This is a genomic window from Stenotrophomonas sp. (genome assembly GCF_031995405.1).
Taxonomy (GTDB): domain Bacteria; phylum Pseudomonadota; class Gammaproteobacteria; order Xanthomonadales; family Xanthomonadaceae; genus Stenotrophomonas.
Genome location: NZ_DAMAGC010000034.1, coordinates 1 through 25890, shown reverse-complemented (window position 1 = coordinate 25890; position 25890 = coordinate 1). Strand labels below are relative to the sequence as shown.

Genomic DNA, 25890 nt, shown 5'->3' with positions numbered 1-25890 from the left:
TACGGACAGGTGAACCGCGCCAGTTTACCTGCCCCGGCGCAACCCCGTTGCAACGCCTGGCGCGTTCAATCCGTCACCCCCATCGCGGAGCCCTGCCATGAAACGCCTGATCCTGCCCCTGTTCGCCGTGCTGGCCCTGTGCGGCTTCCGCCCCGTCCCCGAGTACGACCGCGGCCCGGTCCACCTGACCGTGCTCGACCGGGACGCCGGCAGCACCCTGCCGCAGTACCGCGATGGCGCCCAGCGCTGGATCGCCGGGGAAAAGGGCCACCGCTACAGCGTGCGGCTGCGCAATGGCAGCGCCGAGCGGGTGCTGGTGGTGGTCTCGGTGGATGGCCTCAATGCGATCACCGGCGAGGTGGCCGCACCCGGCCAGACGGGCTACGTGCTCAACCCCTGGCAGACCGCGGACATCAGCGGCTGGCGCAAATCGTCGGACGAAGTGGCGCAGTTCGTGTTCACCTCGCCCCAGGGCAGCTACGCCAGCCGTACCGGCCGCCCGGACAACATCGGGGTGATCGGGATCGCGGTGTTCCGCGAAGCCAACGCCGTCGCGCGGGACCTGTCGCCGGCGGTGGAGCGGCGCAGCCTGCCCGCGCTGCGTGGGCAAGCCGATGCGGCCGAAGCCGCCGCCCCGGCCGTCGTCGACAGCGTCACCACCACCGGTTCCGCAATCCGGTCACCGGCGGCGGAACCCGCCCAACGCCTGGGTACCGGCCACGGCGCGCGGGAAACGTCGCGCGTGCGCGATACCGCCTTCGAACGTGCCAGCGCGGTGCCGGCCCAGCAGGTGGAGGTGCGCTACGACAGCGCGCGCAATCTCGCCGCGCGCGGCATCCTGCCCGTGCCGGTACAGCAACCCCGCGATGGAACGCCCCGCGCCTTCCCATCGCAGTACGTGCCCGACCCACCGCAGCGCTGAAGGCCGGGTTGGAAAGCCGCACATACGACACGGGCCGCATAGGCGGCCCGTGTCGTGTTTCATACGCCCGATGAAGGAGCCGCGCTTACGCGGCGTCAAGCGGCGTCAGTGGAAATCCGGATAATCCTTGTGCATGGCTTTTTCGAAGTCCTTGACCTCGGATTCAGCGCGATCACGCGCCCAGCCATAGCGTTCCTGCAGACGGCCTGCCAGGTACTCGGCATTGCCTTCGGCCACCTTGAAATCGTCGTCGGTCAGGTCGCCCCACTTGGCCTGCGCCTTGCCCTTGAGCTGGGTCCACTTGCCGGAAATGATGTCTTTGTTCATGGGTTGGCATCCTTGATTGCAACGGCACCGTCGCCGTGGATACAGAATGCAACGGTCGACGTTTGGACACGGTCAAGCGCGCATGAAACGGATGCTCACCTGCTTGAATGGGTCATGGCTGCGCAGGCAAAAGCGACGCAAAGAAAAAGGCCGGGAAAACCCGGCCTTTTCGTTGACGCCTGATCGAATCGATCAGTTGGTCTTGGCAGCGTCTTCGACCTTCTCGCCAGCCTTCTGCACATCCTTGCCGGCACCAGCAACGGTGTTGCAGCCGGACAGCATGGCCACCGAGAACATCGACAACAGCATCAGTGCAATAACACGCTTCATGGGGTTCTCCTAATTGATCTACGTCGACACCGGAATCCGGTCCCACCTGTCAGATGGGCGCGCGCGCGCCCTCGGCGCAGTGCGGCCCTTCTTCCTGATCGCGGTGACGTAGTGGCCGTTTCCGGCACTGCCGCCGCGTGGATGCAATCTGGCGGGAGCGGCGTGCAGCGAATGTGAACGCGGCCTGCGATCATTCAGCCACGCGCCGGAAAGCGCCGCGTGGCGGGCGATCAGTCGCGCATCAAGGTGGACTTCCCGAACAGGCTTTCGACCAGGTCCACCGCCAGCACCGCCGTGCTGTTGCGGTTGTCCAGCAGCGGATTGAGCTCGACGATGTCCAGCGAGCCCATGCGCCCGGTGTCGGCGATCATCTCCATCACCAGCTGGGCCTCGCGGTAATTGACCCCACCCGGCACGGTGGTGCCCACGCCCGGGGCGATGCTCGGGTCCAGGAAGTCCACATCGAAGCTGACGTGCAGGTGGGTGTTGTCATCGATGCCCTGCAGCGCAGCTTCCATGGTCCGCTTCATGCCGGCCTCGTCGATGTAGCGCATGTCGTACACATCTACCTGGTGCTGCTTGATCAGCCGCTTCTCTTCCTGGTCCACCGAACGGATGCCGATCTGGTGCACCTGCTGCGGTTGGATCGCCGGGGCGTCACCGCCCAGCCGGGTGAGCGCGTCCGGGCCCAGCCCGCACAGGCAGGCCACCGGCATGCCATGCACATTGCCCGACGGTGTCACCTCGCTGGTGTTGAAGTCCGAATGCGCATCCAGCCACAGCACGCGCAGGGTCTTGCCCTGCTCGCGGCACCAGCGCGCCACCGCCGTGATCGAGCCGATGCCCAGGCAGTGATCGCCGCCGAGCATGATCGGCATGCGCCCGGCCTGCAGCTCGGCATAGGTGGCGTCCATCAGCGCGCGGTTCCAGGCCACCACTTCGTCCAGGTGGCGATAGCCCTGCACCGGCGGCGTCCACGGATTGCGCGGACCGTCCAGGTTGCCCAGGTCGCGCACGTCCACGCCCCGGGCGGTCAGCGCCTCGGCCAGCCCGGCGATACGCAGGGCGTCCGGCCCCAAGCCTGCGCCGCGATGGCCCGCCCCGATATCGGTGGGAACGCCGATCAGGGAAACCAGTGAATACGTGGCCATGGGGTGCCTCCTGCAAATGCGGAAAAAGAGCCACAGTCTAGCCAGCCCGGGACGGGACGACTCGCGGCGATGCAGCAGGCCACGCAGGCCAGACAGGTTGCCCATGATCATCGGCGACACCGCGCGTCACTGAGCGTCGTATCGCGACGCTGCGGGAACGCCTTGCGCGTCAATGCTTTGACACCGGCTTCGACGCGCACGCGGTTCATCTTGCGTTACCCGTGAAGGCAAAAATACCGTGCTACATTTCACACTTCTTCGCAGTACTGATTGACTAATCCCTTACGGATTGGTTCGTGTTTCGTCGTGTGCCAGGGGGCAGTACGTGCAGCGCAGTACCATTCACCAGATTGTCCGCAGTGCCAGCGGCGAGAGCCAGCCGGCCCGACAGTTGTACGACATCGACCGCATCCAGGCCGCATTCGCGCAGGCGCGCGAACGCGAGCCAGGCATTTCCCTGTTGATGCTTTCCACCGCCGATGGCCGTGCAGTCGCCGAGGATTCGGCGCTGGACGTGGATGGGCGCCGCCTGGCCGCGATGGCCAATTCGTTCCTCACCCTGGGTGAGACCGTCTCGCGCGAACTGGCGTTGAGCGAAGCCGACTACGCCACCATCTGTACGCGCCAGGGCAACGTGGTGCTGATCCGGATCCACGGCGACAAGCCGCTGACCCTCACCGCCGTCGGCGCGCACGCGTTGAACATGGCCGTGCTGCTTTTCCACGCGCGCGAATGCGCTACCCGCCTTGAAGCCGTGCTGCGCGCCCGCGCAGCCTGATCGTCCCCTTTCTGCAGTGCCTTCGGGCGGGTCTTCGGCCCGTCTTCCTCTTTGCCTGACTCACAAGGATTTTCGTGTCCAATCTCAATCTGGAAAAGCTCAACGCGGTCGCCGGTTTCGTCGGCGCGGCCCTGGTCGACAGTGACAGCGGCATGGCCCTGGCCACCGTCGGCGGCGGCAACATCAACCTGGAACTGGCCGCGGCCGGCAACACCGACGTGGTGCGCACCAAGCGCCGCGTGGCCGAGCAGTTGGGCCTGGCCGACAGCATCGAAGACATCCTGATCAGCCTGGGCACCCAGTACCACCTGATCCGCCCGCTGGAGAGCAACCCGGTGCTGTTCCTGTACGTGATCATGGACCGCGCCAAGGCCAACCTGGCGATGTCGCGGCACGAACTGAAGGCCTTCGAAAAGACCCTGGACTTCAGCTGATCGATGCATGTCCCGTGCGGCGCAGGCCGCGCGGGATCTCCGCGCCGCAGCGTGCCCAAGGCATGCGATGACCGGCCGCTCTGGCACCCCCATGAAAACCCCCATCCGTACCTTCCAGATCGCCGCGATCGGGCTCGATCTGCTGCACCAGACCCGGCTCAAGCTGGCCAGCTCATTGCTGCTTGCCGAGCGCATGGACGTGACCCTGCAAACATGGTCCGGGCAGGCCGTGGACCTGCTGGTGATCGGCGTGGACCATGTCGCCGGCGCCAACGCGCTGGCCCAGGCGCGCGCGCAGGGCGTGCCGACGCTGCTCGTCGCCCGTCGCTTCGATGCCAGCGCACGCGGTGAACTGCCGCACGGCGCTACCGTCCGCGATCTCAACGAACAGCTTTCCACGCTGCTGCTGGCCACACCGGAGGCGACAGCGTCGACGCAGGGCACGCCGTTGCTGCTGCAGTTGGCGCAGCACGATGCGCCGCCGACCGGCATGCACCTGCTGCAACGCGGTGCGATGACGCTGCTGGTCGACCCGGGCACGCGCAGCATCGCCCTGCCCGCGTCCACCACGCTGGCCGAGGTGGCCGCGCAACTGGACGATGCGACCTGGTCGCTGACCGCGATCGATGCGCAGACCTTCGAGCATCAGTATGCGTATCGGCTGCCGCAGCGGCATTCGTTCGAAGCGCTGTTTTTCTGCATTGCCCGCCATCGGCCTGAACTGCTGCCCGCACCGGCCGGACAGGCCTCGCTGCGGCTGCGCCAGTGGCCGGACCTCAACGCCGAGGATGTGCCCAGCCACTGGTTGCCGGCGATCGCCCGCCTGCACGCCCGCCCGTGGCGCGCTACCGCGCTGGCCGGTGCCTGTGGCATACCGCACGACACCGCCCAGCTGCTCTTTTCGGCCGCCCTTGCCAGCGGCCTCGCCTTGACCGAGGAGGCCCCCGTGCCCCGTTCCGACCGCCGCGGCGACACCACCGATTCTCGCTTCTTCTCCTGGGTGGCGCGACGCTTCGGCCTCACCTTGTTCCAGGGAGCGGCATCATGAGCCAGCCTGCCAACAAGCTGGTGTTCGTCGGAGGCATGGGCGCGGGCAAGACCACCGCGGTCCGCGCGATCTCCGATGTCGAGCCGGTCAGCACCGAGATGCCGCTGAGCGAAGACGCTTACGGTGACAAGGTCGAGACCACGGTGGCGCTGGACTACAGCTCCATCGAGCTGGACGATGGCGAGCTGCTGCACGTCTACGGCGTGCCCGGCCAGCGCTATCTGGATTTCATGTGGCCGATGGTCTGCGAAGGCGCATTGGGGGTGATCGTGCTGGTCAGCGCGCGCCACCCCGAGCCGATCGCCTCGACGGTGGAACTGCTGCAGGAGTTCTCGCGGATCGCGCCGCAGGCCAGCCTGGCGGTGGGCATCACGCGCACCGACGAGCACCCCGAGCTGCTGGTGCCGGACGTGCGCCAGGCGCTGCTGGAGGCCGGTTTCCGCCTGCCGGTGATGCGCGTGGACGCGCGCTCGGCCGCCCAGGTGACGTTCCTGGTGAAGTCGCTGTTGTCGTATCGGTACGCGCAGACGCAGTAACGCTCGCCAGCGGACGCTGTCGGGACGTAAGGGCGATGCGGGAGATGGTGCCGGCACCCGGATTCGAACTGGGGACCTACCGCTTACAAGGCGGTTGCTCTACCAACTGAGCTATGCCGGCAAAGGCACGGCGAGCGGCAGGGGCCGTCGCGGAGCACGAATTCTAGCGCACCCGCGCGCAGTCCAGCGAGCGCTGCTGCGCCGCGCCGCTGCGTTGGCGTACCACGCTGGCATCGGCCTGCTCGGCCAGGGTCGCATCCAGCCACCACTGCGCGCTGCCATCCCCACCGCTGGCGACCATGCGGGCGTTGAAGCCGGCGGCGCTGAGGGCGGCCATACGACGTTCGGCGCCCTCGCGGTTGCGGTACTGGCCCAGGGCGATGGCGTTGGTCTCTTCGCCCTGGGCAATGATGTAGTAGTCGCTCACGCCGGCGGCCATGATCCGCTTGACCGTGGCCTGGGCGTCTTCGCGGCTGGCGGCGGCCGGCAGCAGCACGCGGTAGCGCGTTGCACCGGCATCGGCGACCTCACGCAGGCGGGCACCGCGCAACACTGCGCCGGCCTTGGCCTGTGCAGCCTGGGCGGCGGCACGGTCGGCGAAGGGGCCCAGGCTGACGCACTGGGCGGGCGCAGCGGCAGCCGGCGCCGGAACCGCGGCAGGCACGGCAGCCGACGCAGGGGGGGGTTGTACCGCCGCAGGCGTAGGCGTCGGTGTCGGCGCTGCGGTCACGCTGGCGACAGCCGGCTCGGTCGCCGCTGCAGACGACGTTGCGACCGGGGTCGGCTTCGGCGCGGGCGTCACATCATCCAGCGCCTGGGTCGGCGGCGCAGCCACCGTAGCCGGCGGCGGTGGAGCACCGGTGCTCGGCAGCAACTGCAGCTGCGCCACCCCGGTGGTCGCCGCGGGCGCTGCCGGCACCGGGTCGCCACGCAACATCCACCACAACGCCACCCCCAGGTTGAGGATGGCCAGCACGACGATCAGGGCACGGGTCAGCATGCGGGGATCCTACCCTGCGTCCGCAGGCTGGTGCACGGCCCAGCGTGCCAGGCCGTCGAGTACCAGCGCCGGCTGGAAGTGCGCATCGCGCAGCAGCGGCATCAAGGCCGGCGCGCCGCCGCCGTGCACCAGCAGCGTCGGCATGCTGCCCAGCAGCTCGGCCGCCTGCACGCGGCTGCGTTCGATCAACGCCACCGCAGCCCCATCGCAACCGGAGGCCAGCGCATCGGCGGTGTCATTGGCGAACTCGCTGTAGTCCCCGCCGGTGGGCGGCAGCTGCACCGCACGCGCATGCAGCGCTTCGCGCATGGTGGTCGGCGAGGCCGCGATGCGGCCGCCGCGATGCAGCCCGTCGGCGTCGAGCAGATCGATGGTCAATGCCGTGCCAACGCCGGCCACCACCACCGCTTCGCCGCGTTCGGCAACGGCCAGCAGGCCCAGGAAGCGATCGACGCCAAACTTTTCCGGATCGGCGTACGCCACCTGCACCCCGGCGTAGCGTGCCTGCGTGCGTGCCACCCGCACCTGCCTGAAGCGGCCCTGCAGGATCGCCAGCATGCTGCGCGTCAGTGCGGGCGCCGCGACGCTGGCAACGTAGGCCACCCCGCCACTGGGCAGTGCTTGCAGCGCGTCGGCGGGCATTGCCTCGGCACCGTGCGGCCACGCCTGCACATCGCCGGCGCGCGCGCCCTGCAACGGTGCGAACTTGAACCGGGAATTGCCCAGGTCGAACAACCAATCGCTCATTGAGCCCTCACGCTGACTTCGCCGGCATGCACATGCTGCTCCACGCCTTCGATGCGCACGCGCAGCGCGCCATCTTCGGCCAGCCCCAGCGCGACGCCCTCGCGCCATTGTCCGCCCTGCTCCACGCGCACGGTCTTGCCCTGCAGCAGGTCCAGTTCGGCATAGCGCGGCAGGAACGGGGCCAGGCCCTGCGCATCGAAGGTTTCCAGCGCCGGCAACAGCCGCGCCAGCACCGCAGCCACCACCGTGTTGCGGTCCACCGACGCGCCGGCCAGGGTGTCCAGGTCGATCCACGGCTGGGCGATCTGCGCCGCCGATGCGGCCGGCATGTGCACGTTGATGCCGATCCCGATCACCGCGCGCGCCGGGCCGGCATACTCGCCACCGCCCTCGGCCAGCAGGCCGACCAGCTTGCGTCCGTCCACCATCAGATCGTTCGGCCATTTCAACCGTGCCTGGACGTAGCCCAGGTCGTGCAGCGCCTCGGCCACCGCGATGCCGGCGACCAGGCTCAATCCACTCAGGCGGACCAGGCCACCGGAGAACAGACGCAGCACCGACAGGTAGATGTTGGCGGCCAGCGGCGAGGCCCAGGTCCGGCCGCGACGGCCCCGTCCGCCGGTCTGACGCTCGGCTAGCAGGACGCGAACGCCCTGTTCAGGCGCGCTGCAGCGCAGCAATTCCGCGTTGGTGGAGTCTACCGTCCAGGCCACCTGCAGCGACTGCAACAGGGCCTGGCTGACCGGGGGCAAGCCGGCCCGGATCGTGTCCGGGTCCAACAGGTCCAGCGGCCGGGTCAGCCCGTAGCCCTCGCCGGCGCGCCCTTCCACGTCCACGCCGGCCGCCCTAAGCCCTTGAATCCGCTTCCAAATTGCAGCACGGGTCTGGCCCAGTTCGCGTGCCAGGGCGTCGCCGGACAGGCGTCCGGCGCCCAGTTTGGCCAGCAGTTGGCGGTCGTCCACGGCAGCTTCCATCAAGTGATCGGGAAAATTATGCGGGAAAGCCCGATCCGCTGCCTGTCGGAGGGCTTCCAATCGCAGCGATGAATCGGGCTAGAATCGAAGGCTGACCCGCCTTCCGGATGTCGACGATGCGCCCGTTCGCCCATTGCCTGATCCTGCTGATGGCCCCCTTGGCCGCGCACGCTTCCGATGCGCTGACCAGCACGGGGCGGGGTGGCTGTGTGTATTCGCCGACCGAAAGCGAGCGCGCCGCGCCTGCAGCCGCACCGGCGGCACGCGCGCCAGCCGTGAAGCCCAGCGCCGCCAATGGCACCAGCTCGGGCGGCGGCGGCAGCGATGATGATGTGTTGCCGCGCCTGCGCGCGCCGAAGTGGCACAGCTTCCTGCCGGGCATGTTCCGCTGATCGAACGTATGTGGGGTTGGTTGCGGCGCACGCCCCGCGCCATTGATGCAGACCTGTGGCAGCAAAGTTGCCAGCGTGCCGCGTGGTTGCGCGGCCTGGACGGGGAACGCCGCGAGCGTCTGCGCACCCTGAGTGCGCGCTTCCTGCACGAGAAGACCATCAGCCCGGTCGGCGACCTGCAGCTGGACGAAGGCGACGGCGTACTGCTGGCCGCGTTGTGCTGCCTGCCATTGCTGGAACTGGGCGAGGTCGGCCTGCGCGGCTGGTCGCAGCTGATCGTCTATCCCGATGCCTTCCGGGTGCAGCGCAGCCATGTCGATGCCGCCGGCGTGCTGCATGAGTGGGATGACGAACTGATCGGCGAATCGTGGGACAGCGGCCCGTTGATCCTGTCATGGGCCGATATCCAGGCCGACATCGCCGATCCGCATGCCGGGTACTGCGTGGCCGTGCATGAAATGGCGCACAAGATCGATGCGTTGGACGGCGCCATCGATGGCACCCCGCCGCTGCCGCGCGACTGGCAGCGGCAATGGGCCAGGGATTTCCAGACCGCCTACGATGCGTTCTGCGCGCAGGTCGATCGCGGCCGCGACACCTTGATCGATCCGTACGCGGCCGAAGCGCCGGAAGAGTTCTTCGCGGTGGTTACCGAGTACCACTTCTCCGCGCCGGATCTGCTTGAGCAGGAGCTGCCGACCGTGGCTGCCCATCTGCGCCGGTTCTACGGCGAGCCGCCGGACCTGTCGGGTACCGACCAGCCGCCGGCCCCAACCTCGCATGTCAGCCCGCCGCGCTAGGCATCGACCGGTGGCCGCTGCGAGGCCGGCATCTCCCGGCCTCACGGCCCGGGCGGCAGCTTCACTTCGAAACGCGCACCGCCCAGTTCCGGCGAACGCTTGACCTGCAGTTCGCCGCGGTAATCCTTGATCAGGTCCTGCACGATCGACAGACCGATGCCATGGCCCTGCACGCGCTCGTCGCCGCGCACGCCACGCTGCAGCACCTTGGCGACGTCGTCCGGGGCGATGCCCGGGCCATCATCGTCCACCGACAGCACCAGCCCGGCACGCCGCGCACCCGGCGCCGGCAATGGTTTGGCGGTGAGCAGCACGCGGCGGTTGGCCCATTTGAACGCGTTCTCCAGCAGGTTGCCGAGCAGCTCCTGCAGGTCGCCCGGTTCGCCGTGGAAACGCGCGGCCTCATCGATATCGAATTCGCACAGCACGCCTTTGCCGGCGTAGACCTTCTCCAGCCCGCGCACGATCTCTTCGGCGTTGGACTCGATCGGCAACGGCGCCGAGAACAGCTTGTGCCCCGACGAGGCCGCGCGCGCCAGCTGGTAGGACACCAGGTTGTTCATGCGCCGCAGCTGCACGTCGAACTCCTGCCGCAGGTCCTGGTCCTGCGCGCCGCTGTCCAGCTGGGTGCGCAGCACGGCCAGCGGGGTTTTCAGGCTGTGTGCGAGGTCGGCCAGGGTGTTGCGCTGGCGCTCGAGGTTCTCGCGCTCGCTTTCGATGAAGGCATTGATGCTGTCGGTCAGCGGTTCCAGCTCGCGCGGATGGCGCTCGCTCATGCGCGCGGTTTCGCCACGCTGCACCTTGGTCAGTTCGGTGATCACGCGCCGCATCGGGCGCAGGCTCCACTGCAGGATCACGGTCTGCAGCATCAGCAGGATCAGGCCGGCACCGCCCATCCAGAACCACACGCGGCCACGGAACACGCGCAGCTGCGCGCCGAGCGCGCGCGAGTCTTCCATCACGTAGATGGTGTATGGAAATTCGGTCGCCGGGTCGGCTTCGGCATCCCAGACCAGGCCCATGCCATAGCGGTACACCGAGCCTTGGCTGCCATCGATCTGGACCATCGGCAGCGGGCCTTCGAACACTTCCCGCAGCGGCGCCAGCAGGCCGGCGCTGGGCAGCATCGGGCCTTCGGCCGACAACGAGTTGCCCTTGCCCTCCGGCATCACGACCTGCAGGTAGAGGCCGCTACCGGGCATGTCGAAGCGCGGATCCGGTGGCTGCTCGCGGATATACAGCGAGCGGTCACGGGTGAAGTCGATCCCCGCCGCGTAGGCCCGTGCGTAGTTCTTCAGGCGCTCCTGGAGATTGGCGCGCGCCGTATCGGCGAAGGCCGCATCCAGCGCGTAGCCGGCGATGGCCAGGAACGCGACCAGGCCCACCGAGGCGGCCAGCAACTGGCGCGCCTGCAGGGAGCGCGGCCGCCAGCGTTTGAAGAACCACAGACGGCCTGACATCGTTCAATCGCCCTGCAGGGCTCAGCCCTCGTTGCGCGGAATCGCGAAACGGTAACCGCGGCCACGCACGGTTTCGATCGGCTTGAGTTCGCCGTCGGCGTCGAGCTTCTTGCGCAGGCGACCGATGAACACTTCCAGCACGTTGGAGTCGCGATCGAAATCCTGCTGATAGATGTGCTCGGTGAGGTCGGCCTTGGAGACCAGTTCACCGGCATGCATCATCAGGTATTCGAGCACCTTGTACTCGTAGCTGGTGAGGTCCACGTTGCTGCCGCTGACGCTGACCGTCTGCGCGGCAAGATCCAGCGCGACCGGGCCGCATTCCAGCGTCGGCTTGCTCCAGCCAGCGGCGCGGCGCAGCAGCGCATTGACGCGGGCCAGCAGTTCTTCGACATGGAACGGCTTGACCAGGTAGTCGTCGGCGCCCTGCTTCAGGCCCTCGACCTTGTCCTGCCAGCTCGAGCGTGCGGTGAGGATCAGCACCGGGAATTTCTTGCCCTCGTCGCGCAGCGCCTTGATCAGTTCCATGCCCGACATCTTGGGCAGGCCCAGATCGATGATGCCCACGTCGAACGGCACTTCGCGGCCCATGTACAGACCTTCCTCACCGTCCTGCGCGGCATCGACGGCAAAGCCTTCGCGCTTGAGCCGGGCTGCCAGTGTTTCCCGCAGCGGGGCTTCGTCTTCGACCAGAAGGATACGCATGAACTCTCCCTAGTGTCCTGGGTATGGCCTGAGGCCAGTGGAATACAGATGATTACGGACAACTATCCCTGTTCAGGGGTTATCGCCGCGTAGTGAAGACATATCCGATCGCGGTGCGCGGGGCTGTGAACGTGCCGGCGCGGGGTCGTCCATGTAGCGGACGCGACCGCGGTCGTCCATGTATTTGACCCGGTTGATGTCGCGACCGTCGTAGGGCACCCGCTCGGCGCCCAGGATGTGACCGCCGGTGGTGCGCTGGACGCGGCGGACCGCATCGGACAGCGAGCGTTCCGGCGGTGCCCCCCGTGCTGCCCGGATCATCTCGCCACGCGCCGGGTCCGGCTCCTGCGCCGATGCACCGCCAATGGAGGCAGCAGCACCCGACGCCAGCAGGGCGAGGACGGCAAGACGGCGGTGGCAGGTCACGGAGAACATCGGTCTGATCCTAGCGGAGCGCGGCTAAACGTTCAAAAATTGTGAATCGGCAACCGCCAGCCTGGGCCGGCGTTTTACAAATCCTTAGCGAATTCTTGGTTTTACGCAGTGAATCCGGTCTGAACTTTTTCGATCGCGCCCTCATGCCGTTCATCTAAGTGAACATTGGTGGCTAAAGTGGGTCCCTTGTCAAGCAGACAAGGTGACGCGGCTCACGCAGCGACGCGTTCGGCCTGGGCGCGGGTGATCGCCAGCGCCTGCTCGATCAGGTCCCAGTCGGCACCGGCGCGGTGCGCGCCTTCGCTGAGCACCTGCCGGAACGCGCGACCGCCCGGCTGGCCGTGGAACAGGCCAAGCAGGTGGCGGGTAATGTGCTTGAGGGCCAGGCCGCGACCGAGTTGATCTTCGATGTATGGGCGCATGGCGCGCAGCAGTGCCTCGCGCGGCTGCAGCGCCGCACCGGTTTGCGCCGCTTCGAGCTGATGCAGCACGTAGGGGTCGTGGTAGGCGGCACGGCCCAGCATGACCCCGTCCAGCGCGGGCAGCTGGGCCTGCGCGGCCTCGACCGTGGCCAGGCCACCGTTGAGCACGATCTGCAGCGTCGGGCGGTCGGCCTTGAGCCGGTGCGCCCAGTCGTAGCGCAGCGGCGGCACCTCGCGGTTTTCCTTCGGCGACAGACCCTTCAACCACGCGTTGCGGGCGTGCACGATGAACATCGCGCTGCCGGCGTTGGCAGATTGATCGACGAAGTTGACGAAGGTTTCGTAGTCGTTGTCCTCATCCACGCCCAAGCGACACTTGACCGTGACCGGGATGTCGACCGCAGCGACCATGGCCGCCACGCACTCGGCCACCAGCACCGGCTCGCGCATCAGGCAGGCACCGAAGCGCCCGGCCTGGACCCGATCGGAGGGGCAGCCGCAGTTGAGGTTGACCTCGTCGTAGCCCCAGTCCTGGGCGATGCGCGCCGCCTGCGCGAGCAGGGCCGGATCGCTGCCGCCCAGCTGCAGTGCCAGCGGATGCTCGCTGCCGTCGAACCCGAGCAGGCGCTCGCGATCGCCATGGATCACCGCGTTGGCGTGGACCATCTCGCTGTACAGCCGTGCACCCGGCGCCAGCAGCCGGTGGAAGTACCGGCAATGGCGGTCGGTCCAGTCCATCATCGGGGCGACGGACAGGCGCAGGGAGGCGGCGTAACGGGCGGTGGCGGACGTCATCGGGCGGCGTATCGGGGAAAGACCGGCATTGCCAGTGAGATCAATAGTTTACACCGCCGGCCTGAACAACAAGGCCGGCGGCGGGGTGGCCTGCCCGTAGCGTTACTGTCCGCGCGCCCTGGTCTGCGCCTGTTCCTGTTCCTGCGTCTGCTGGCCGAACTGCTTGTCCAGATCCTCCACCTGCCGCGTGCTGGCTTCCACCGGCTGCGACACGGCCTGGTTGCGATCCACGAAGGTCCGCACCGAGGCCGGATCGCCCACCGTTCCCTGCACCGCGAACAGACCGCTGCCGTCGGGACGGGCGACCACGTGGTCGATCTGACGCATGCCCACCACCTTGCTTTCGTAGGCGAGCTGACCGGCGGCGCGCTCGGCTTCCTGCATGGGCCCGCTCACATCAGCGAAACGCCGAACTGGCGTCCTGCCAGCGGCGACGCAGACGCGTCGTCGCGGCGATTGTAAATCACGCACGGCGAACGGGCTGATTGGGCGCGCGGCGCCGGCAGGCGCGCGAATCAGACGTGCCTGATGGATCGAGGGGGCGCAGGCGGCTCCTAATCATCGGCTCGACGGAGGAAAGGGAACCACGCATGCTCAGGATGCTGGTGATGGGAGGGGACGAGCGCAGACGCCAGGGGATCGCCCGATCCATCGGGCGGCGCGGTCCCATCCGCGTGGAGCTCGCCGGAAGCCTGGAATGCGGCATCGGCCTGCTGGAGTGGCGGCGCTACGATCTGGTCGGCGCGTTCGCCGAGCGCCAGTTGGGTGCGCGCTTTGCCGAGGCCTGTGTGCTGCAGCAGATAGCGCCGCAGCTGGTGATTTTCGGTCAGTATCTGCAAGGCGCCCGACTCGGTGTCGAGAGCGAGTTGCGGCGCGCCCGGCTGCCGCAGCCGATCTTCGTCCAGGGCACCGTCGATGAAGAGGATCCGTCGGCGTTCTGGAAGTCGCTGGTCGGCAGCATTCTGCGTGGCAATGCCGCCAGCGATTTCCACCCTGTGCCATGCCAGGCTGCACGTGTGCCAGGCAAGCGTGTCGAGGCAGGCGATTGATCGGGTTACCGCCGTCTTCACCACCGACCAGCGCAACAGCGGACAATGCGCCATCGCAGCCCCGCGCCCAGAACCACCATGACCGCCCTGCTTCGCCCCCACACCTTCGACCCCACCACCGAACAGGGCGTGCTGCGCCTGTCCATCGCCGCCTCGCTGGCGATGGCCGCCGCGGCGGTGGGGTTCGGCCTGCTGGCCAACTCCTCGCTGATCATCTTCGATGGCATCTACGGGCTGATCGATGTGGTGATGACCTGGTTGTCGCTGCTGGTGGTGCGCCTGATCAGCCTGTCCACGAACGTGGATGCCTTGCAGTCGCGCTTGAACCAACGCTTCACCATGGGCTTCTGGCACCTGGAGCCGATCGTGCTGGGGGTGAGCGGCACGCTGATGATCGGGGCGGCGCTGTATGCGGCGGTCAATGCGGTGGATGCGCTGATGTCCGGCGGGCGGATGATCGCGCTGGGGCCGGCGATTCTGTTCGCGGTGATCTCGATCATCGCTGAAACCGGATTGGCGCTGTTCGTGCGCCGCGCCAACCGGTCCATCGGCTCGGAGTTCATCGCACTCGATGCAAAGAACTGGGTGGTGGCCGCGAGCATGTCCGCCGCTTACCTGGTCGCCTTCGTCGGGGGCTGGCTGCTGGGCGGAACACGGTGGGCGTGGCTGGTGCCGTACATCGATCCGGCGATCCTGCTGGTGGTCTGCCTGTTCGTGGTGGTGGCCCCGCTGGGCACGGTGCGCCAGGCACTGAAGGACATCCTGCTGATCACGCCGCTGGACCTGCAGGCGCACGTGGATGCCGTGGCACGCGCCATCGTGGCCCGGCACGGATTCCTCGAGTACCGCAGCTACGTGGCCAAGGTCGGGCGTGGCGAGCAGATCGAGCTGTTCTTCGTGGTGCGCGCCGACGACCCGCCGCGTGCGCTGCTGGAATGGGACCGGTTGCGCGATGAAATCGGTGAAGCGCTGGGGGAGGAATCGACGGACCGGTGGTTGACGATCATGTTCACCACCGATCGGGAGTGGGCGATCTGAGTGACTGCCACTGCATCAGGGCGATGGCATGGCGATGCTCGCCTGCTTCCACTGCCGTGGTGAATGCCCGGTCTGCGCCTTGAACGCGCGCGACAACGCCGCTTCGCTGCCGTAGCCGACGTCGGCGGCGATGCGTTTGAGCGGCTGCCCCTTGCGCAGCGCCTGCTGCACCAGCCGCGTGCGCCAGCCCTGCAGGTACTGGCCCGGCGTGCTGCCGATGGTGTCGCGGAAGCTGTCGGCGAAGGCGCTGCGCGACATGCCGGCGCGGTGGGCCAGCGATTCCAGCGTCCAGTCCTCGGCCGGGGCGTCATGCATGGCCACCAATGCATGACGCAGACGCGGATGGGCCATGCCCGCGAGCAGGCCGACACGCAGTTGGCCGCTTTCCATCAGCGCGCGCAGGATCTGGATCAGCACCACCTCGAACAGACGGTCGAGCAGGGCCTGGCGGCCGCAGCGCTGGGCGAAGGCTTCTTCGAACAGCAGCGACAGTACCGGCTGCCCACCGTACAACGCGTCCAGTGGCAGGCAGATCACCGCGGGCAGCGCGGCGGCGACGGGATTGTTGCCGCCGCCTTCGAACTGCAGGTGCGCGCAGGCGAAATCGGCGCCGCGCCGGGCATCGGTCACGAAGCGGTGGGCGAGCGGGCGCGGGTACAGCAGTACGCTCGGCTGGTCGATCTGCAGCACGCTGCCGTCGGCATGCTCCACGCGCACATGTCCGTCGCGGATGAGGTGCAGCTGGCCGCGTTCGCCGTCGGCGGCCAAGTCATTGACGCCGCACAACGGGCCGGCGTGGAAGACCTCGGCGCTGACCGCAAAGCGGCTGAGCAGGGATTGCAGGCGATCGACCATGCTGGACTCTTGATCAAGTTTGATAGACGAAATGTAACCCAGCGTACCCAGGGATGGGGCAAAGTACACCTGCCAACTGGCCTACCCCCGCCCATTCCGCAGGAGATTCCCATGTCCATCGAAACGATTCTGTACACCGCCACTGCCACCGCCACCGGCGGCCGTGAGGGCCACGCCACCTCCTCCGACAACGTCCTGGACGTGCAGCTGTCCACCCCGCGCGAGCTGGGCGGCGCGGGCGGCCCGGGCACCAACCCGGAACAGCTGTTCGCCGCCGGCTATTCGGCCTGCTTCCTGGGCGCGCTGAAGTACGTGGCCGGCCAGGCCAAGGTCGCGCTGCCGGCCGAAACCACCATCACCGGCAAGGTCGGCATCGGTCAGATTCCGACCGGCTTCGGCATCCAGGCCGAGCTGCAGATCAACGTGCCGGGCCTGCCGCGCGAGCAGGTCGAAGAACTGGTGCAGAAGGCCCACATCGTGTGCCCTTACTCCAACGCGACCCGCGGCAACATCGATGTGACCCTGACCGTGCTCTGAGCGCTGCATCCGCGGCTCTGATCGGCCTGCGGCGGGCCGGGCGATGCCCGGTCCGCCGCAGTGGTTTTCAGCAGCCGTCCGGTGACAGCGGCAGCGCGGCGGTCTTCGTATACTCAGCCACCCAGATGAAAAGGTGGAGCACTGCATGCCGGCCCAGCACATCCGTATCGTCCTGCGCGTCCTGCTGCTGACGGGCCTGGCCGCCGGTGGCGCAGCAACGGCTGCAACGCCCGCTGCCGCCAAGGGCCCGAGCGCGACGTACGCCGCCTGCCAGCAGCAAGCACACGGTGCGATCGAACAGGCCGCGTGCATTTCGCAGGAAGCCACGCGCCAGGACCAGCGGCTGAACCGGCTCTACACGCAGTTGCAGACCCGCCTGGATGGACCGCGCAAGGCCACCCTGGTCGCTGCGCAGCGCGCCTGGCTGACCTCGCGCGATCTCGACGGTCGCCTGGAAGCGGTGCTGTATGACGACTCGCAGCCGGGCAACCTGCAGAGCAGCGAGACCGACATGCTGCGCGTGAGTGCACGCGCCGACCAGTTGCAGCACTACCTCGACCTTCTCGACTGATCGCTGGCCCACGCGGCTTGCTGGAAGGACAGTAGCGGGCGTACGCCGGTGATCGATGAGCAGCACGGTAGGCGCACCGCGATGGCCTGAGCCGTCTGCAAAAAAAAGGTCTTCTCCCATCCGAGGGGCGCGTCTTTTTGCAGGGGCTGTCGCGCTGTTACGAGTGGGACGGGCCAGTGTCTGCGGCGTATGGATCGGACTGCGTCTCCGCTCGGCCTGTTGCGCGCGTGAGGGCCCCATGCCCTTTCCGGCGAATGTCCCCCGGCCGCGGTGCGGCCTCCTCCTTTATTTCGCCTCCAAGGGCATGGGGGCCCTCACGCGCGCGACAGGCCGAGCGGGAAGAGATTCAGGGCGCTTCGTGCTTGCCCCGCATACGGGCGAAGAACCAAAAAAAATGGGCGGCTGCCTGGCGTTGAAGCCGGGCAACCGCCCATCCCACCGCGGTGGATCCCGGGCAAGGCCACGGGATGCGTCTGGTTGCGGGCGCCGGCGGATCGCCGATTGCCACGGGATGCATCGATTTTCGGTAGTGCCGGCCGTTGGCCGGCTCCACGCATATGTCCGGGTGTATGAGGTTGCCGGCCAACGGCCGGCATTACCCGTTATTTTTCGTTCGCGATCAGTTGCACGACGCTGGAGAAATCCAGCTTGCCGCGGCCGGCCTGGTGGTTCATCGAATACAGGTTGCGGGCCAGCTCGCCGAGCGGGATGGAGGCGCCGACGCTCATCGCCGCTTCCACCGCCAGGCCCATGTCCTTGAGCATCAGGTCGCTGCCGAAGCCGCCGCTGTAGCCGCGCGAGGCGGGCGCGTTTTCGAGTACACCCGGCCACGGGTTGCATACTTCGGTGGCCCAGCTGCGTCCGGTGCTGACCGCCATCATCTGCGAGAGCACCTTCGGGTCCAGCCCGTGGGCCACGCCGAGGGCGATCGATTCGCCAGTAACAGCCATGATGACGCCAAGGGCCATGTTGTTGCACAGCTTGGCAACCTGGCCGGCGCCGCTGGCACCGACGTGGAAGATGTTCTTGCCCATGGCCTGCAGCAGCGGGCGCGCGCGCTCGAGCGCATCGGCTTCGCCACCGACGATGAAGGTGAGGGTGCCGGCCTGGGCGCCGGCGGTGCCGCCGGAGACCGGCGCGTCCAACATCTGCAGGCCGCGTGCGGCGGCCGCCTCGGCGACCTTGCGCGCGGTGGCCGGGGCGATCGTGCTGCAGTCGATGACCAGCGCGCCGCCGGGGATGTCGCCGAGCAGGCCATCGTCGCCGAGATAGACGCCTTCGACGTGGCGGCTGGCCGGCAGCATCGAGATCACGATCTCGGCGTCGGTCAGGGTATCCAGCGCGGAATGCGCGGCAGTGGCACCGGCGTCGACCGCCGCCTGCACGGCGGCGGGGACCAGGTCGAACACGCGCACGGCATGGCCGGCCTTGGCCAGGTTGGCGGCCATCGGGCCACCCATGTTGCCCAACCCGATGAATGCAATACGGCTCATGCAAGGCTCCTTTCAGGGACGGTGGCACCGAGGTCGGCCAGCGGATGCGCGGCGTCGGACCAGGGCGATACGAGGAAGGTGTGGGCCCACGCCGCGGTGGCGTCGGCCAACGTGCGCGGCTGCCACTGCGGATTACGGTCCTTGTCGATCAACAGCGCGCGGATGCCTTCGGCGAAATCGCCGTGGGCAGCGGCGTGCAGGGCAGCGATGTATTCAAGGCGATAGACCTCGGCCAGCGACATGCCATCGGCCAGGCGCTGCAGCTCGAAGGCCAGCCGCGCCGAACCGGGCGCACCGGCCGCGAGCGTGGCCTGCGCGTTTTTCAGCCAGGCGTCCTCGGTTTCCATCGCGATGATTGCATCGACGATGGCAGCCACATCGTCGCCCTCGCACAGCGCTTCGATGGCGGCCGCATTGCGCAGCAGCGGGCCGGTCGCGGCGTCGCTGGCATGCTGCTGCAGCAGCGCGCCGAGCTGGTCGTGGTTGCGCTTGGCGTCGCTGCTCCAATGCACCTCGGTGAGGGCGTCGAGCACGCTGCCGCGTTGCGCCTCGGCGATATGGATGTCGGCCAGACCGGCATAGATCGCATCGCCGGCATTGAGCGGTGCGCCGGTCAGGGCCAGGAACAGGCCGCCCTTGCCCGGCACGCGCGGCAGCAGCCAACTGCCACCCACATCGGGGAACAGGCCGACGGTGATTTCCGGGAAGGCCAGCCTGGAGCGCTCGCTGACCACGCGGTGGCTGGCGCCGGACATCAGCCCGATGCCGCCGCCCATGACGATGCCGTGGCCCCAGCACAGGATCGGCTTGGGGTAGGTGTGGATGGCGTAGTCGACGCGGTACTCGACGTCGAAGAATTCGGCTGCGTAGGCGTTGTCGCGGATGTCGGTGCTGCCGCTCGCGCGGTGATCGACCATGCTGCGGTACAGGCTGTGCAGGTCGCCGCCGGCGCAGAAGGCTTTTTCGCCCGCGCCCTGCAGCACCACCAGCGCGATGCCGTCATCAACGGCCCAGGCCTCCAGCCGCTCGCGCAGCAGGTGGGCCATCGGCAGCGAGAAGCCATTGAGCGTGCGCGCTGCGTTGAGTGTGGCGATGCCGATGCGCGTGCCGTTGTCGGCGCGGCGCTCCTCGAACAGCACCGGCGCTTCGTCGCTGGCGACGACGCTGCTCATGCGTTCTTCCACTGCGCAGCACGCTTTTCCAGGAAGGCGCTGACGCCCTCGACCTGGTCGGCACTGTCGAACAGATCGACGAAGGCTTCGCGCTCGGCGACCAGCGCCGAAGCATGGGTGCCGGTGCGGGTGGCCTGCACCAGGGTCTTGCAGGCGGCGATGCTGGTCGGGCTCTGCTTGCCGGCCTTGTGCGCCCATTCCAGCGCCAGCGCCTTGGCGGCGCCCTTGCCGACCTTCTCTTCGACCAGGCCGATGCGCAGTGCGGTGTCCGCATCGATGCGCTCGCCGAGCAGGATCATGCGCTTGGCCCAGCCCTCACCGACCAGGCGCGGCAGGTTCTGGGTGCCGCCGGCGCACGGCAGCAGGCCGACGGTGGCCTCCGGCAATGCGACCTGGGCGTGTTCTTCGATGATGCGCAGGTCGCAGGCCAGCGCGCATTCCAGGCCGCCACCCATCGCATAGCCGTTGATCGCGGCAATGGACACGCCACGGAAGCCGGACAGCGCTTCGAAGGCTTCGCCGAAACGACGCGCGGCTTCGCGTGCGGCGCCCTTGTCGCCGGAGGCGAACTGCTTGAGGTCGGCGCCGGCGGAGAAGAACTTCTCGCCCTCGCCGGTGATCACCAGCGCGTAGATGGCCTTGTCGGCGTTGAGCGCACCGACCAGGTCGCGCAGCGCGGACAGGCTGTGCACGGTCCAGGTATGGGCCGGCGGGTTGCTGAGCGTGATCACCGCGACGTGGCCGTCGGCCTCGACCTTCAGGCCGACATGTTCATGCGTACGCCAATCCATCATCGCAGTTCCTCTTCGGTATTGAGCAGGTGGCGGGCCACGATCACCCGCATGATCTCGTTGGTGCCTTCCAGGATCTGGTGCACGCGCGAATCGCGCAGCAGCCGTTCGATCGGATACTCGCGGATGTAGCCGTAGCCGCCGTGGATCTGCAGCGCCTCGTTGCAGATGGTGAAACCGGCATCGGTGGCGAAGCGCTTGGCCATCGCGCACCACACGTTGGCATCGCTGGCACCGGCATCGAGCTTGCGCGCGGCGGTGTGCACCATCTGTCGTGCAGCCACCAGTTCGATGGCCATGTCGGCCAGCTTGAACTGCAGTGCCTGGAACTCAGCCAGCGCCTTGCCGAACTGGCGGCGCTCGCCCATGTAGCGGCGTGCGGCATCCAGTGCGCCCTGGGCCGCGCCCAGCGAGCAGGCGGCGATGTTGATGCGCCCGCCGTCCAGGCCCTTCATGGCCAGCTTGAAGCCGCCACCCTCCTCTCCCAACAGGTGGCTGACCGGGACACGCACGTTCTCGAAGGTGATGCCGCGGGTGGGCTGGCTGTTCCAGCCCATCTTCTCTTCCTTGCGGCCGTAGCTGATGCCCGGCAGGTCGGCCGGCACGGCGATCGCGCTGATCCCGCTGGCACCGGCGCCGCCGGTGCGCGCCATCACCACCAGCAGCTCGGTGGCACCGGCACCGGAGATGAAGGCCTTGGACCCGTTCAACACGTAGTGGTCGCCATCGCGCACCGCAGTGGTCTTCAGCGAGGCCGCATCCGAGCCGGCACCCGGCTCGGTGAGGCAGTACGAGGCCAGCTTGCTGCCCGAAGACAGGTCGCTGCCCCACGCGGCACGCAGGCTTTCCTGGCCCCACGTGGACACCATCCACGAGGCCATGTTGTGGATGCTGATGTAGGCCGCGGTGGACGGATCCACGTTGGCGAGCTCCTCGATGACGACGGCGGCGTCCAGACGGCTCAGGCCGCTGCCACCTACCTCGGGGTCCATGTACAAGCCACAGAACCCGAGTTCCCCTGCCTTGGCGATCGCCTCGCGCGGAAAGATGCCCTCCGCATCCCATCGCGCGGCGTGCGGCGCCAGTTCGGCCTGGGCGAAGTCGCGCGCGGCCTCTCTATAGGCCTGCTGCGCTTCGTCGAGTTCCGTCGTCATCGAGTGGCTCATGGTCGAACTCCGTTGTTGCTTACTTCAGGCTGATGGTGGTGTTGACGCCATGACCCAGCGTCTCGTCATCGAACCAGCGCGAGGTGATCGTCTTGGTCTGGGTGTAGAACATCACCACCTGCTTGCCGTACGGACCCAGGTCGCCGAGCTTGGACGCGCGCGAACCGGTGAACGAGAACAGCGGCACCGGCACCGGGATCGGCACGTTGATGCCGACCTGGCCGACGTCGATGTCTTCCTGGAACTTGCGGGCGGCCGCACCGGACTGGGTGAACAGCGCCGTGCCGTTGCCGTTCGGGTTGGCGTTGATCAGTTCGATGGCGTCTTCGAGCGTCTCCGCTTCCAGGATCACCAGCACCGGCCCGAAGATTTCCTCGTCGTACACGCGCATGCCCGGCTTGACGCCGGCGAAGATGGTCGGCCCGACGAAGTTGCCCTTCTCGAAGCCGTCCACCTGCGGGTTGCGGCCGTCGAGCACCAGCTTGGCGCCCTGCTCCACGCCCGAGGCGATCAGGCCTTCCACGCGCTCACGCGCGGCGCAGGAAATCACCGGGCCCACGTCGGTGCCGCTGACGCTGCCGGCGCTGACCTTGAGCGTCTTCGCCTTGGCGACCAGGTCCGGCACCCACTCCCGCGCTTCGCCGACCAGCACCAGGGTAGAGGCGGCCATGCAGCGCTGGCCGGCCGCACCGAAGGCTGCACCGACCATCGCGTTGAGGCTCTGTTCCTTGTTTGCGTCCGGCAGCACCACGGCGTGGTTCTTGGCGCCCATCATGCACTGCACGCGCTTGCCGGCCAGCGAGGCACGGTTGTAGACGTGGGTGCCGACGCGGGTGGACCCGACGAACGAGACAGCCTTGATGTCCGGGTGGTCGCAGATCGCGTTGACCACCTCTTCGCCGCCGTGGACGACGTTGAGTACGCCCTTGGGGATGCCGGCTTCCAGCGCCAACTCGACCAGGCGCATGGTGACCATCGGGTCCTGCTCGGACGGCTTGAGGATGAAGGTGTTGCCGGTGGCGATGGCCATCGGGAACATCCACAGCGGAATCATCGCCGGGAAGTTGAACGGGGTAATGCCCGCGCACACGCCCAGCGGCTGCAGCAGGGTGTAGGTGTCCACGCCGTTGGCCACGTTGTTGGCCAGTTCGCCCAGCTGCAGGTTGCCGATGGCGGCGGCATGCTCGACCACTTCCAGGCCGCGGAACACATCGCCTTCGGCGTCGGGCACGGTCTTGCCCTGCTCGGCGGACAGGATGTGGGCCAGCTCGCTCATGTTCTCGCGGATCAGCTGCTGGTACTTCAGGAAGATGCGCGCGCGGGTGCCGATCGGGGTCTTGCGCCAGGTCTTGAAGGCTTCCTTGGCCGAGGCCACGGCGGCATCGACCTCACTGGCGGTGGCGAACGGCACCTGGGCCAGGACGTCCTGGGTGGCCGGGTTGACCACGTTCTGCCAATGCGAGCTGGCCGATTCGATGAACTGGCCATCGATCAACATGCGGATACGGGGCGCTGCAACAGTCATGGACAATCCCGGCGGGTCGAAAGTTGTTGGCATTATTCACAGTGCCACGCTCGATTTCCGGCCTGCATGCGCTTAATCTGGCCAATGCCCGCTACGATTCTTGTGAATTCTGTGAATAGCCCGCCCGTCCAACGCCAGATCGGCCTGCGCCTGCTCAAGTTGCGCGAGCAGCGCGGCTACAGCCAGATCGCGCTGGCGCGTGCGCTGGGGTTGTCGGCCAGTTACCTGAACCAGATCGAGCGCAACAAGCGTCCGCTCACCCCTGCGGTGCAGGCCAGGCTGCGTGAGGTGTTGGGCGACGTTACCGACCTGTTCGACGTGGATGAGCCCGGCGCGCTGCAGGAGGCACTCGGCGAGACACTGCGCGACCTGGGCCTGGACGATGTGAGCAGCACCGAGCTGCGCGCGATGGCCGGCAACCTGCCGCAGGTCAGCCGCGCCCTGCTCGACCTGCACCGCCGGCACCTGATGCTGCGCGAGCATGCCGCCGCGCTGGAGTTCCAGCTGGGCGACGTGCATGCCGGGCAGGCGCTGCCGGCCGGCGACCAGGTACGCGACTTCTTCAACCGCATGCACAACCACATCCCCGAACTGGACGACCTGGCCGAGCAGTTGTTCGGCGAATGGGGGCTGGTGGCCGGGCATGTCGCCCCCCGCCTGCGCCAGCTGTTGGCCGACCGCCATGGCGTGCTGGTCGAAGTGGCGCCGCTGCAGGCCGGGCGCGAGAAGCGCGTCTATGACGGCGGCAGCCGCACGCTGTGGCTGCCGGACTACCTGGAACCGGGCCAGCAGGCGTTCCAGATGGCGGCCGAGCTGGCGTTGCTGGGCTATGCAGCGCAGATCGATGCGGTGATCGCACGTGCCGGGTTCCGCGACGCCGAACAGATCGCGCAGGCGCGGATCGGCATGTCCAACTATTTCGCTGGCGCGCTGGTGATGCCCTATGCGCAGTTCCTGCGTGCCGCCGAGCACAGCAGCTACGACATCGATGCGCTGGCACATCGCTTCGGGGTTGGCTTCGAGGCGGTCTGCCATCGGCTGAGCACGCTGGCGCGACGTAGCGCACCGGGACTGCCGTTCTTCTTCATCCGCGTGGACCGCGCCGGCAACGTGTCCAAGCGGCACTCGGCCACCGACTTCCATTTCTCGCAGGTGGGCGGCTCGTGCCCGCTGTGGATCGTCTACGAGGCATTCAACCAGCCCGGTCGGGTGCTGACCCAGACCGCACGCATGCCCGACGGGCGCCGCCACTTCTGGCTGGCGCGGCAGGTGAGCAGCGGCCCGATCGGGCACGGGCAGCCGCGCAAGACCTTCGCCGTGGCGCTGGGCTGCGATCTGCAGCATGCCGAGCGGCTGATCTACTCGCGCGGCCTGGACATCCAGAGCCCGGGCAACTCGGTATCGATCGGCCCCGGCTGCCGGGTGTGCCCGCGCGAAGATTGCATGCAGCGCGCCTTCGCGCAGCTGCCCGGCCGCAGGTAGAGTCGACCGTTGGTCGACTTGCATCCGAGGCCGGGAAGGGTCGACCCCGGTGCGAAGAGCAGCCGACCAACGGTCGGCTCTACAGGTGTTGCTGACCAACGGTCGGTTTTTACCGGATCGGGAGCGCGCTGTGCCGGCTCAATAAATCGGCGTGACCTTCATCTGCGGCAGCGGACGCGGGGCGCCTTCGGTGAGGTCCGGGCCGAGGTCTTCCCAGTGCTGGCCCTGTTCGACCATGTGCCGCCACAACCGCTGCGATTCACGCCGTTTGTCCTCCGAGGTCAGCCGGTACGAGGGCGGGGGCGGTTCGCCGAGGGCCACGGTCTGGTACGCGTCGTTCCAGGCCGCCACACGCTGGTCGGGATCGTCGGTACGTGCGATCTCCAGCGTGTAGCGCTGATACGCCGAGGCCAGGTTGCGCCAGCGGATCCAGTAGTGGTTCTGGAAAGAAAACCCGCAGAAGCGCTCACCGGCCACGCTGCCCTTGGCGGCGATCCGACCGAGCACGTCCTGGGGCATGTCCAGGTTCATGCCGCCCTCATCGCCCTGCAGCGACACGTGCACGATGCGGTCGCGATAACCGGGCGCGCGGGCCTGCAGCACATCGCGCCAGTTCTGCATGGTCGACACGATGGAGAACAGGAAGCCGGACATCTCCGCCGCAGCCAGCGGCTGGGCGATGGAATGGTAGCTGCGCTGCCAGCCCTGGCGGTTCTCGGTGGGCAGGAACACCGCCTGTTCGATCGGATCCCGGCCGCGGTCCACCACGCTGATCGCATCGGCATGGCGCGGATACACCAGGTTGATGCCGAAGGTGGGCCAACGGGGCAGCGCGGCGTCGAACAGGTGGATCGGGAAGTTGCTGCTGATGCCACCATCGGAGAACCAGCACACCCGGAACGCGGTGATCACCGGGCCGCAGTTCTGCCCGCCGCTGGTCAGCCCTTCCATGCTG

29 protein-coding genes, 1 tRNA gene and 1 pseudogene are annotated in these 25890 nt (G+C 67.7%); 12 read left to right on the top strand and 19 right to left on the bottom strand.

The annotated features are described in order from the left end of the window. Window positions 1-97 precede the first annotated feature (97 nt). Window positions 98-922, top strand: coding sequence for a hypothetical protein (locus tag RTO53_RS08530; RefSeq protein WP_312237380.1), 825 nt, complete (start codon window positions 98-100; stop codon window positions 920-922). 105 nt (window positions 923-1027) lie between these two features. On the opposite strand, the gene RTO53_RS08525 is transcribed toward RTO53_RS08530, so the two are convergent. The 3 genes from RTO53_RS08525 to rocF all read right to left on the bottom strand — a co-directional run bounded on the left by RTO53_RS08525 (window position 1028) and on the right by rocF (window position 2730). Further along, window positions 1028-1249: a CsbD family protein gene (locus tag RTO53_RS08525; protein WP_256775189.1), complete on the bottom strand. Its 222-nt coding sequence runs from the start codon at window positions 1247-1249 to the stop codon at window positions 1028-1030. A gap of 192 nt (window positions 1250-1441) precedes the next feature. Then, window positions 1442-1579 carry an entericidin A/B family lipoprotein gene (locus RTO53_RS08520; RefSeq protein ID WP_038691079.1) on the bottom strand — a complete coding sequence of 46 codons (138 nt, stop codon included), beginning with the start codon at window positions 1577-1579 and terminating at the stop codon, window positions 1442-1444. Between the two features lie 230 nt (window positions 1580-1809). Beyond that, the gene (gene rocF / locus RTO53_RS08515) at window positions 1810-2730 is read right to left on the bottom strand and encodes an arginase (RefSeq protein ID WP_312237379.1); all 921 of its coding nucleotides are present in this window, start codon (window positions 2728-2730) and stop codon (window positions 1810-1812) included. A gap of 325 nt (window positions 2731-3055) precedes the next feature. Between rocF and RTO53_RS08510 the strand changes: the two genes are divergently transcribed. The 4 genes from RTO53_RS08510 (at window position 3056) to RTO53_RS08495 (ending at window position 5526) form a co-directional block, all read left to right on the top strand. Beyond that, window positions 3056-3508, top strand: a complete 453-nt coding sequence (locus tag RTO53_RS08510; protein ID WP_312237378.1) for a roadblock/LC7 domain-containing protein — start codon at window positions 3056-3058, stop codon at window positions 3506-3508. Between the two features lie 74 nt (window positions 3509-3582). Continuing rightward, on the top strand, window positions 3583-3942 hold the full coding sequence (locus RTO53_RS08505) for a roadblock/LC7 domain-containing protein (protein WP_256775192.1): 360 nt from the start codon (window positions 3583-3585) through the stop codon (window positions 3940-3942). A gap of 91 nt (window positions 3943-4033) precedes the next feature. After that, a complete protein-coding gene (locus RTO53_RS08500; protein WP_312237377.1) occupies window positions 4034-4990 on the top strand; it encodes a hypothetical protein in 957 nt (318 codons plus the stop codon). Continuing rightward, the gene (locus RTO53_RS08495) at window positions 4987-5526 is read left to right on the top strand and encodes a GTPase (protein WP_312237376.1); all 540 of its coding nucleotides are present in this window, start codon (window positions 4987-4989) and stop codon (window positions 5524-5526) included. The genes RTO53_RS08500 and RTO53_RS08495 overlap by 4 nt, the downstream gene beginning before the upstream one ends. A 45-nt stretch (window positions 5527-5571) precedes the next feature. Here RTO53_RS08495 and RTO53_RS08490 read toward each other — a convergent pair. From RTO53_RS08490 to birA, 4 genes are all read right to left on the bottom strand, one after another. Beyond that, window positions 5572-5647: transfer RNA gene (locus RTO53_RS08490), tRNA-Thr, on the bottom strand. A 42-nt stretch (window positions 5648-5689) separates the two neighbouring features. Further along, on the bottom strand, window positions 5690-6526 hold the full coding sequence (locus RTO53_RS08485; protein WP_312237375.1) for an SPOR domain-containing protein: 837 nt from the start codon (window positions 6524-6526) through the stop codon (window positions 5690-5692). 9 nt (window positions 6527-6535) lie between these two features. After that, window positions 6536-7273 carry a type III pantothenate kinase gene (locus RTO53_RS08480; RefSeq protein ID WP_312237374.1) on the bottom strand — a complete coding sequence of 246 codons (738 nt, stop codon included), beginning with the start codon at window positions 7271-7273 and terminating at the stop codon, window positions 6536-6538. Continuing rightward, on the bottom strand, window positions 7270-8235 hold the full coding sequence (birA, locus tag RTO53_RS08475) for a bifunctional biotin--[acetyl-CoA-carboxylase] ligase/biotin operon repressor BirA (protein ID WP_312237389.1): 966 nt from the start codon (window positions 8233-8235) through the stop codon (window positions 7270-7272). The genes RTO53_RS08480 and birA overlap by 4 nt, the downstream gene beginning before the upstream one ends. A gap of 128 nt (window positions 8236-8363) precedes the next feature. On the opposite strand from birA, the gene RTO53_RS08470 reads away from it, so the two are divergent. Continuing rightward, window positions 8364-8639 (top strand): hypothetical protein, encoded by a 276-nt coding sequence (locus RTO53_RS08470; RefSeq protein ID WP_312237373.1) that lies wholly within the window; start codon window positions 8364-8366, stop codon window positions 8637-8639. An 8-nt stretch (window positions 8640-8647) separates the two neighbouring features. Next, window positions 8648-9439 (top strand): zinc-dependent peptidase, encoded by a 792-nt coding sequence (locus RTO53_RS08465; protein WP_312237372.1) that lies wholly within the window; start codon window positions 8648-8650, stop codon window positions 9437-9439. 41 nt (window positions 9440-9480) lie between these two features. Here the strand turns inward: RTO53_RS08465 and RTO53_RS08460 are convergent, their stop codons facing one another. The 5 genes from RTO53_RS08460 to RTO53_RS08440 form a co-directional block, all read right to left on the bottom strand. Next, a complete protein-coding gene (locus RTO53_RS08460) occupies window positions 9481-10899 on the bottom strand; it encodes an ATP-binding protein (RefSeq protein WP_312237371.1) in 1419 nt (472 codons plus the stop codon). Between the two features lie 21 nt (window positions 10900-10920). Beyond that, a complete protein-coding gene (locus RTO53_RS08455; protein WP_038691087.1) occupies window positions 10921-11604 on the bottom strand; it encodes a response regulator transcription factor in 684 nt (227 codons plus the stop codon). A 72-nt stretch (window positions 11605-11676) separates the two neighbouring features. Further along, window positions 11677-12039, bottom strand: coding sequence for a hypothetical protein (locus RTO53_RS08450; protein ID WP_312237370.1), 363 nt, complete (start codon window positions 12037-12039; stop codon window positions 11677-11679). Window positions 12040-12251: 212 nt separating this feature from the next. Then, complete coding sequence (dusA, locus tag RTO53_RS08445; protein ID WP_312237369.1) at window positions 12252-13256, bottom strand: tRNA dihydrouridine(20/20a) synthase DusA; 1005 nt, start codon at window positions 13254-13256, stop codon at window positions 12252-12254. 102 nt (window positions 13257-13358) lie between these two features. Further along, window positions 13359-13640: an XVIPCD domain-containing protein gene (locus RTO53_RS08440; RefSeq protein WP_312237368.1), complete on the bottom strand. Its 282-nt coding sequence runs from the start codon at window positions 13638-13640 to the stop codon at window positions 13359-13361. A gap of 206 nt (window positions 13641-13846) precedes the next feature. Here RTO53_RS08440 and RTO53_RS08435 point away from each other — a divergent pair, with 206 nt between their 5' ends. Further along, window positions 13847-14305 carry a hypothetical protein gene (locus RTO53_RS08435; RefSeq protein ID WP_312237367.1) on the top strand — a complete coding sequence of 153 codons (459 nt, stop codon included), beginning with the start codon at window positions 13847-13849 and terminating at the stop codon, window positions 14303-14305. A gap of 78 nt (window positions 14306-14383) precedes the next feature. Then, window positions 14384-15343 carry a cation transporter gene (locus tag RTO53_RS08430; RefSeq protein ID WP_312237366.1) on the top strand — a complete coding sequence of 320 codons (960 nt, stop codon included), beginning with the start codon at window positions 14384-14386 and terminating at the stop codon, window positions 15341-15343. 15 nt (window positions 15344-15358) lie between these two features. On the opposite strand, the gene RTO53_RS08425 is transcribed toward RTO53_RS08430, so the two are convergent. Next, entirely contained in the window at window positions 15359-16198 is an 840-nt protein-coding gene (locus RTO53_RS08425) for an AraC family transcriptional regulator (protein WP_312237365.1), read from the bottom strand. Between the two features lie 111 nt (window positions 16199-16309). On the opposite strand from RTO53_RS08425, the gene RTO53_RS08420 reads away from it, so the two are divergent. After that, window positions 16310-16735: an organic hydroperoxide resistance protein gene (locus RTO53_RS08420; RefSeq protein ID WP_306175506.1), complete on the top strand. Its 426-nt coding sequence runs from the start codon at window positions 16310-16312 to the stop codon at window positions 16733-16735. 145 nt (window positions 16736-16880) lie between these two features. Beyond that, on the top strand, window positions 16881-17306 hold the full coding sequence (locus RTO53_RS08415; protein WP_312237364.1) for a lysozyme inhibitor LprI family protein: 426 nt from the start codon (window positions 16881-16883) through the stop codon (window positions 17304-17306). Window positions 17307-17908: 602 nt separating this feature from the next. Here RTO53_RS08415 and mmsB read toward each other — a convergent pair. From mmsB to RTO53_RS08390, 5 genes are read right to left on the bottom strand one after another with little or no spacing between them, the layout of a single operon-like run. Then, a complete protein-coding gene (gene mmsB / locus RTO53_RS08410; protein WP_312237363.1) occupies window positions 17909-18799 on the bottom strand; it encodes a 3-hydroxyisobutyrate dehydrogenase in 891 nt (296 codons plus the stop codon). After that, window positions 18796-19971, bottom strand: a complete 1176-nt coding sequence (locus RTO53_RS08405; RefSeq protein ID WP_312237362.1) for an enoyl-CoA hydratase/isomerase family protein — start codon at window positions 19969-19971, stop codon at window positions 18796-18798. The genes mmsB and RTO53_RS08405 overlap by 4 nt, the downstream gene beginning before the upstream one ends. Next, a complete protein-coding gene (locus RTO53_RS08400) occupies window positions 19968-20765 on the bottom strand; it encodes an enoyl-CoA hydratase (RefSeq protein WP_312237361.1) in 798 nt (265 codons plus the stop codon). The genes RTO53_RS08405 and RTO53_RS08400 overlap by 4 nt, the downstream gene beginning before the upstream one ends. Continuing rightward, entirely contained in the window at window positions 20762-21928 is a 1167-nt protein-coding gene (locus tag RTO53_RS08395; protein WP_312237360.1) for an acyl-CoA dehydrogenase family protein, read from the bottom strand. Before RTO53_RS08395 ends, RTO53_RS08400 begins: the two co-directional genes overlap by 4 nt. A 19-nt stretch (window positions 21929-21947) precedes the next feature. Further along, window positions 21948-23453 carry a CoA-acylating methylmalonate-semialdehyde dehydrogenase gene (locus RTO53_RS08390; RefSeq protein ID WP_312237359.1) on the bottom strand — a complete coding sequence of 502 codons (1506 nt, stop codon included), beginning with the start codon at window positions 23451-23453 and terminating at the stop codon, window positions 21948-21950. Between the two features lie 111 nt (window positions 23454-23564). Between RTO53_RS08390 and RTO53_RS08385 the strand changes: the two genes are divergently transcribed. Beyond that, a complete protein-coding gene (locus RTO53_RS08385) occupies window positions 23565-24935 on the top strand; it encodes a short-chain fatty acyl-CoA regulator family protein (RefSeq protein ID WP_312237358.1) in 1371 nt (456 codons plus the stop codon). Between the two features lie 138 nt (window positions 24936-25073). On the opposite strand, the pseudogene RTO53_RS08380 reads toward RTO53_RS08385, so the two are convergent. Beyond that, window positions 25074-25890: pseudogene (locus RTO53_RS08380) on the bottom strand (RpoH suppressor); the annotation flags it as partial.

Excerpts from the sequence above, each read along its gene's own strand:
- RTO53_RS08530 (WP_312237380.1), top strand. The coding sequence starts at position 98 with ATGAAACGCCTGATCCTGCCCCTGTTCGCCGTGCTGGCCCTGTGCGGC.
- RTO53_RS08525 (WP_256775189.1), bottom strand. The coding sequence starts at position 1,249 with ATGAACAAAGACATCATTTCCGGCAAGTGGACCCAGCTCAAGGGCAAG.
- RTO53_RS08520 (WP_038691079.1), bottom strand. The coding sequence starts at position 1,579 with ATGAAGCGTGTTATTGCACTGATGCTGTTGTCGATGTTCTCGGTGGCC.
- rocF (WP_312237379.1), bottom strand. The coding sequence starts at position 2,730 with ATGGCCACGTATTCACTGGTTTCCCTGATCGGCGTTCCCACCGATATC.
- RTO53_RS08500 (WP_312237377.1), top strand. The coding sequence starts at position 4,034 with ATGAAAACCCCCATCCGTACCTTCCAGATCGCCGCGATCGGGCTCGAT.
- RTO53_RS08495 (WP_312237376.1), top strand. The coding sequence starts at position 4,987 with ATGAGCCAGCCTGCCAACAAGCTGGTGTTCGTCGGAGGCATGGGCGCG.
- RTO53_RS08485 (WP_312237375.1), bottom strand. The coding sequence starts at position 6,526 with ATGCTGACCCGTGCCCTGATCGTCGTGCTGGCCATCCTCAACCTGGGG.
- RTO53_RS08480 (WP_312237374.1), bottom strand. The coding sequence starts at position 7,273 with ATGAGCGATTGGTTGTTCGACCTGGGCAATTCCCGGTTCAAGTTCGCA.
- RTO53_RS08470 (WP_312237373.1), top strand. The coding sequence starts at position 8,364 with ATGCGCCCGTTCGCCCATTGCCTGATCCTGCTGATGGCCCCCTTGGCC.
- RTO53_RS08465 (WP_312237372.1), top strand. The coding sequence starts at position 8,648 with ATGTGGGGTTGGTTGCGGCGCACGCCCCGCGCCATTGATGCAGACCTG.
- RTO53_RS08460 (WP_312237371.1), bottom strand. The coding sequence starts at position 10,899 with ATGTCAGGCCGTCTGTGGTTCTTCAAACGCTGGCGGCCGCGCTCCCTG.
- RTO53_RS08455 (WP_038691087.1), bottom strand. The coding sequence starts at position 11,604 with ATGCGTATCCTTCTGGTCGAAGACGAAGCCCCGCTGCGGGAAACACTG.
- RTO53_RS08450 (WP_312237370.1), bottom strand. The coding sequence starts at position 12,039 with ATGTTCTCCGTGACCTGCCACCGCCGTCTTGCCGTCCTCGCCCTGCTG.
- dusA (WP_312237369.1), bottom strand. The coding sequence starts at position 13,256 with ATGACGTCCGCCACCGCCCGTTACGCCGCCTCCCTGCGCCTGTCCGTC.
- RTO53_RS08440 (WP_312237368.1), bottom strand. The coding sequence starts at position 13,640 with ATGCAGGAAGCCGAGCGCGCCGCCGGTCAGCTCGCCTACGAAAGCAAG.
- RTO53_RS08435 (WP_312237367.1), top strand. The coding sequence starts at position 13,847 with ATGCTCAGGATGCTGGTGATGGGAGGGGACGAGCGCAGACGCCAGGGG.
- RTO53_RS08430 (WP_312237366.1), top strand. The coding sequence starts at position 14,384 with ATGACCGCCCTGCTTCGCCCCCACACCTTCGACCCCACCACCGAACAG.
- RTO53_RS08425 (WP_312237365.1), bottom strand. The coding sequence starts at position 16,198 with ATGGTCGATCGCCTGCAATCCCTGCTCAGCCGCTTTGCGGTCAGCGCC.
- RTO53_RS08420 (WP_306175506.1), top strand. The coding sequence starts at position 16,310 with ATGTCCATCGAAACGATTCTGTACACCGCCACTGCCACCGCCACCGGC.
- RTO53_RS08415 (WP_312237364.1), top strand. The coding sequence starts at position 16,881 with ATGCCGGCCCAGCACATCCGTATCGTCCTGCGCGTCCTGCTGCTGACG.
- mmsB (WP_312237363.1), bottom strand. The coding sequence starts at position 18,799 with ATGAGCCGTATTGCATTCATCGGGTTGGGCAACATGGGTGGCCCGATG.
- RTO53_RS08405 (WP_312237362.1), bottom strand. The coding sequence starts at position 19,971 with ATGAGCAGCGTCGTCGCCAGCGACGAAGCGCCGGTGCTGTTCGAGGAG.
- RTO53_RS08400 (WP_312237361.1), bottom strand. The coding sequence starts at position 20,765 with ATGATGGATTGGCGTACGCATGAACATGTCGGCCTGAAGGTCGAGGCC.
- RTO53_RS08395 (WP_312237360.1), bottom strand. The coding sequence starts at position 21,928 with ATGAGCCACTCGATGACGACGGAACTCGACGAAGCGCAGCAGGCCTAT.
- RTO53_RS08390 (WP_312237359.1), bottom strand. The coding sequence starts at position 23,453 with ATGACTGTTGCAGCGCCCCGTATCCGCATGTTGATCGATGGCCAGTTC.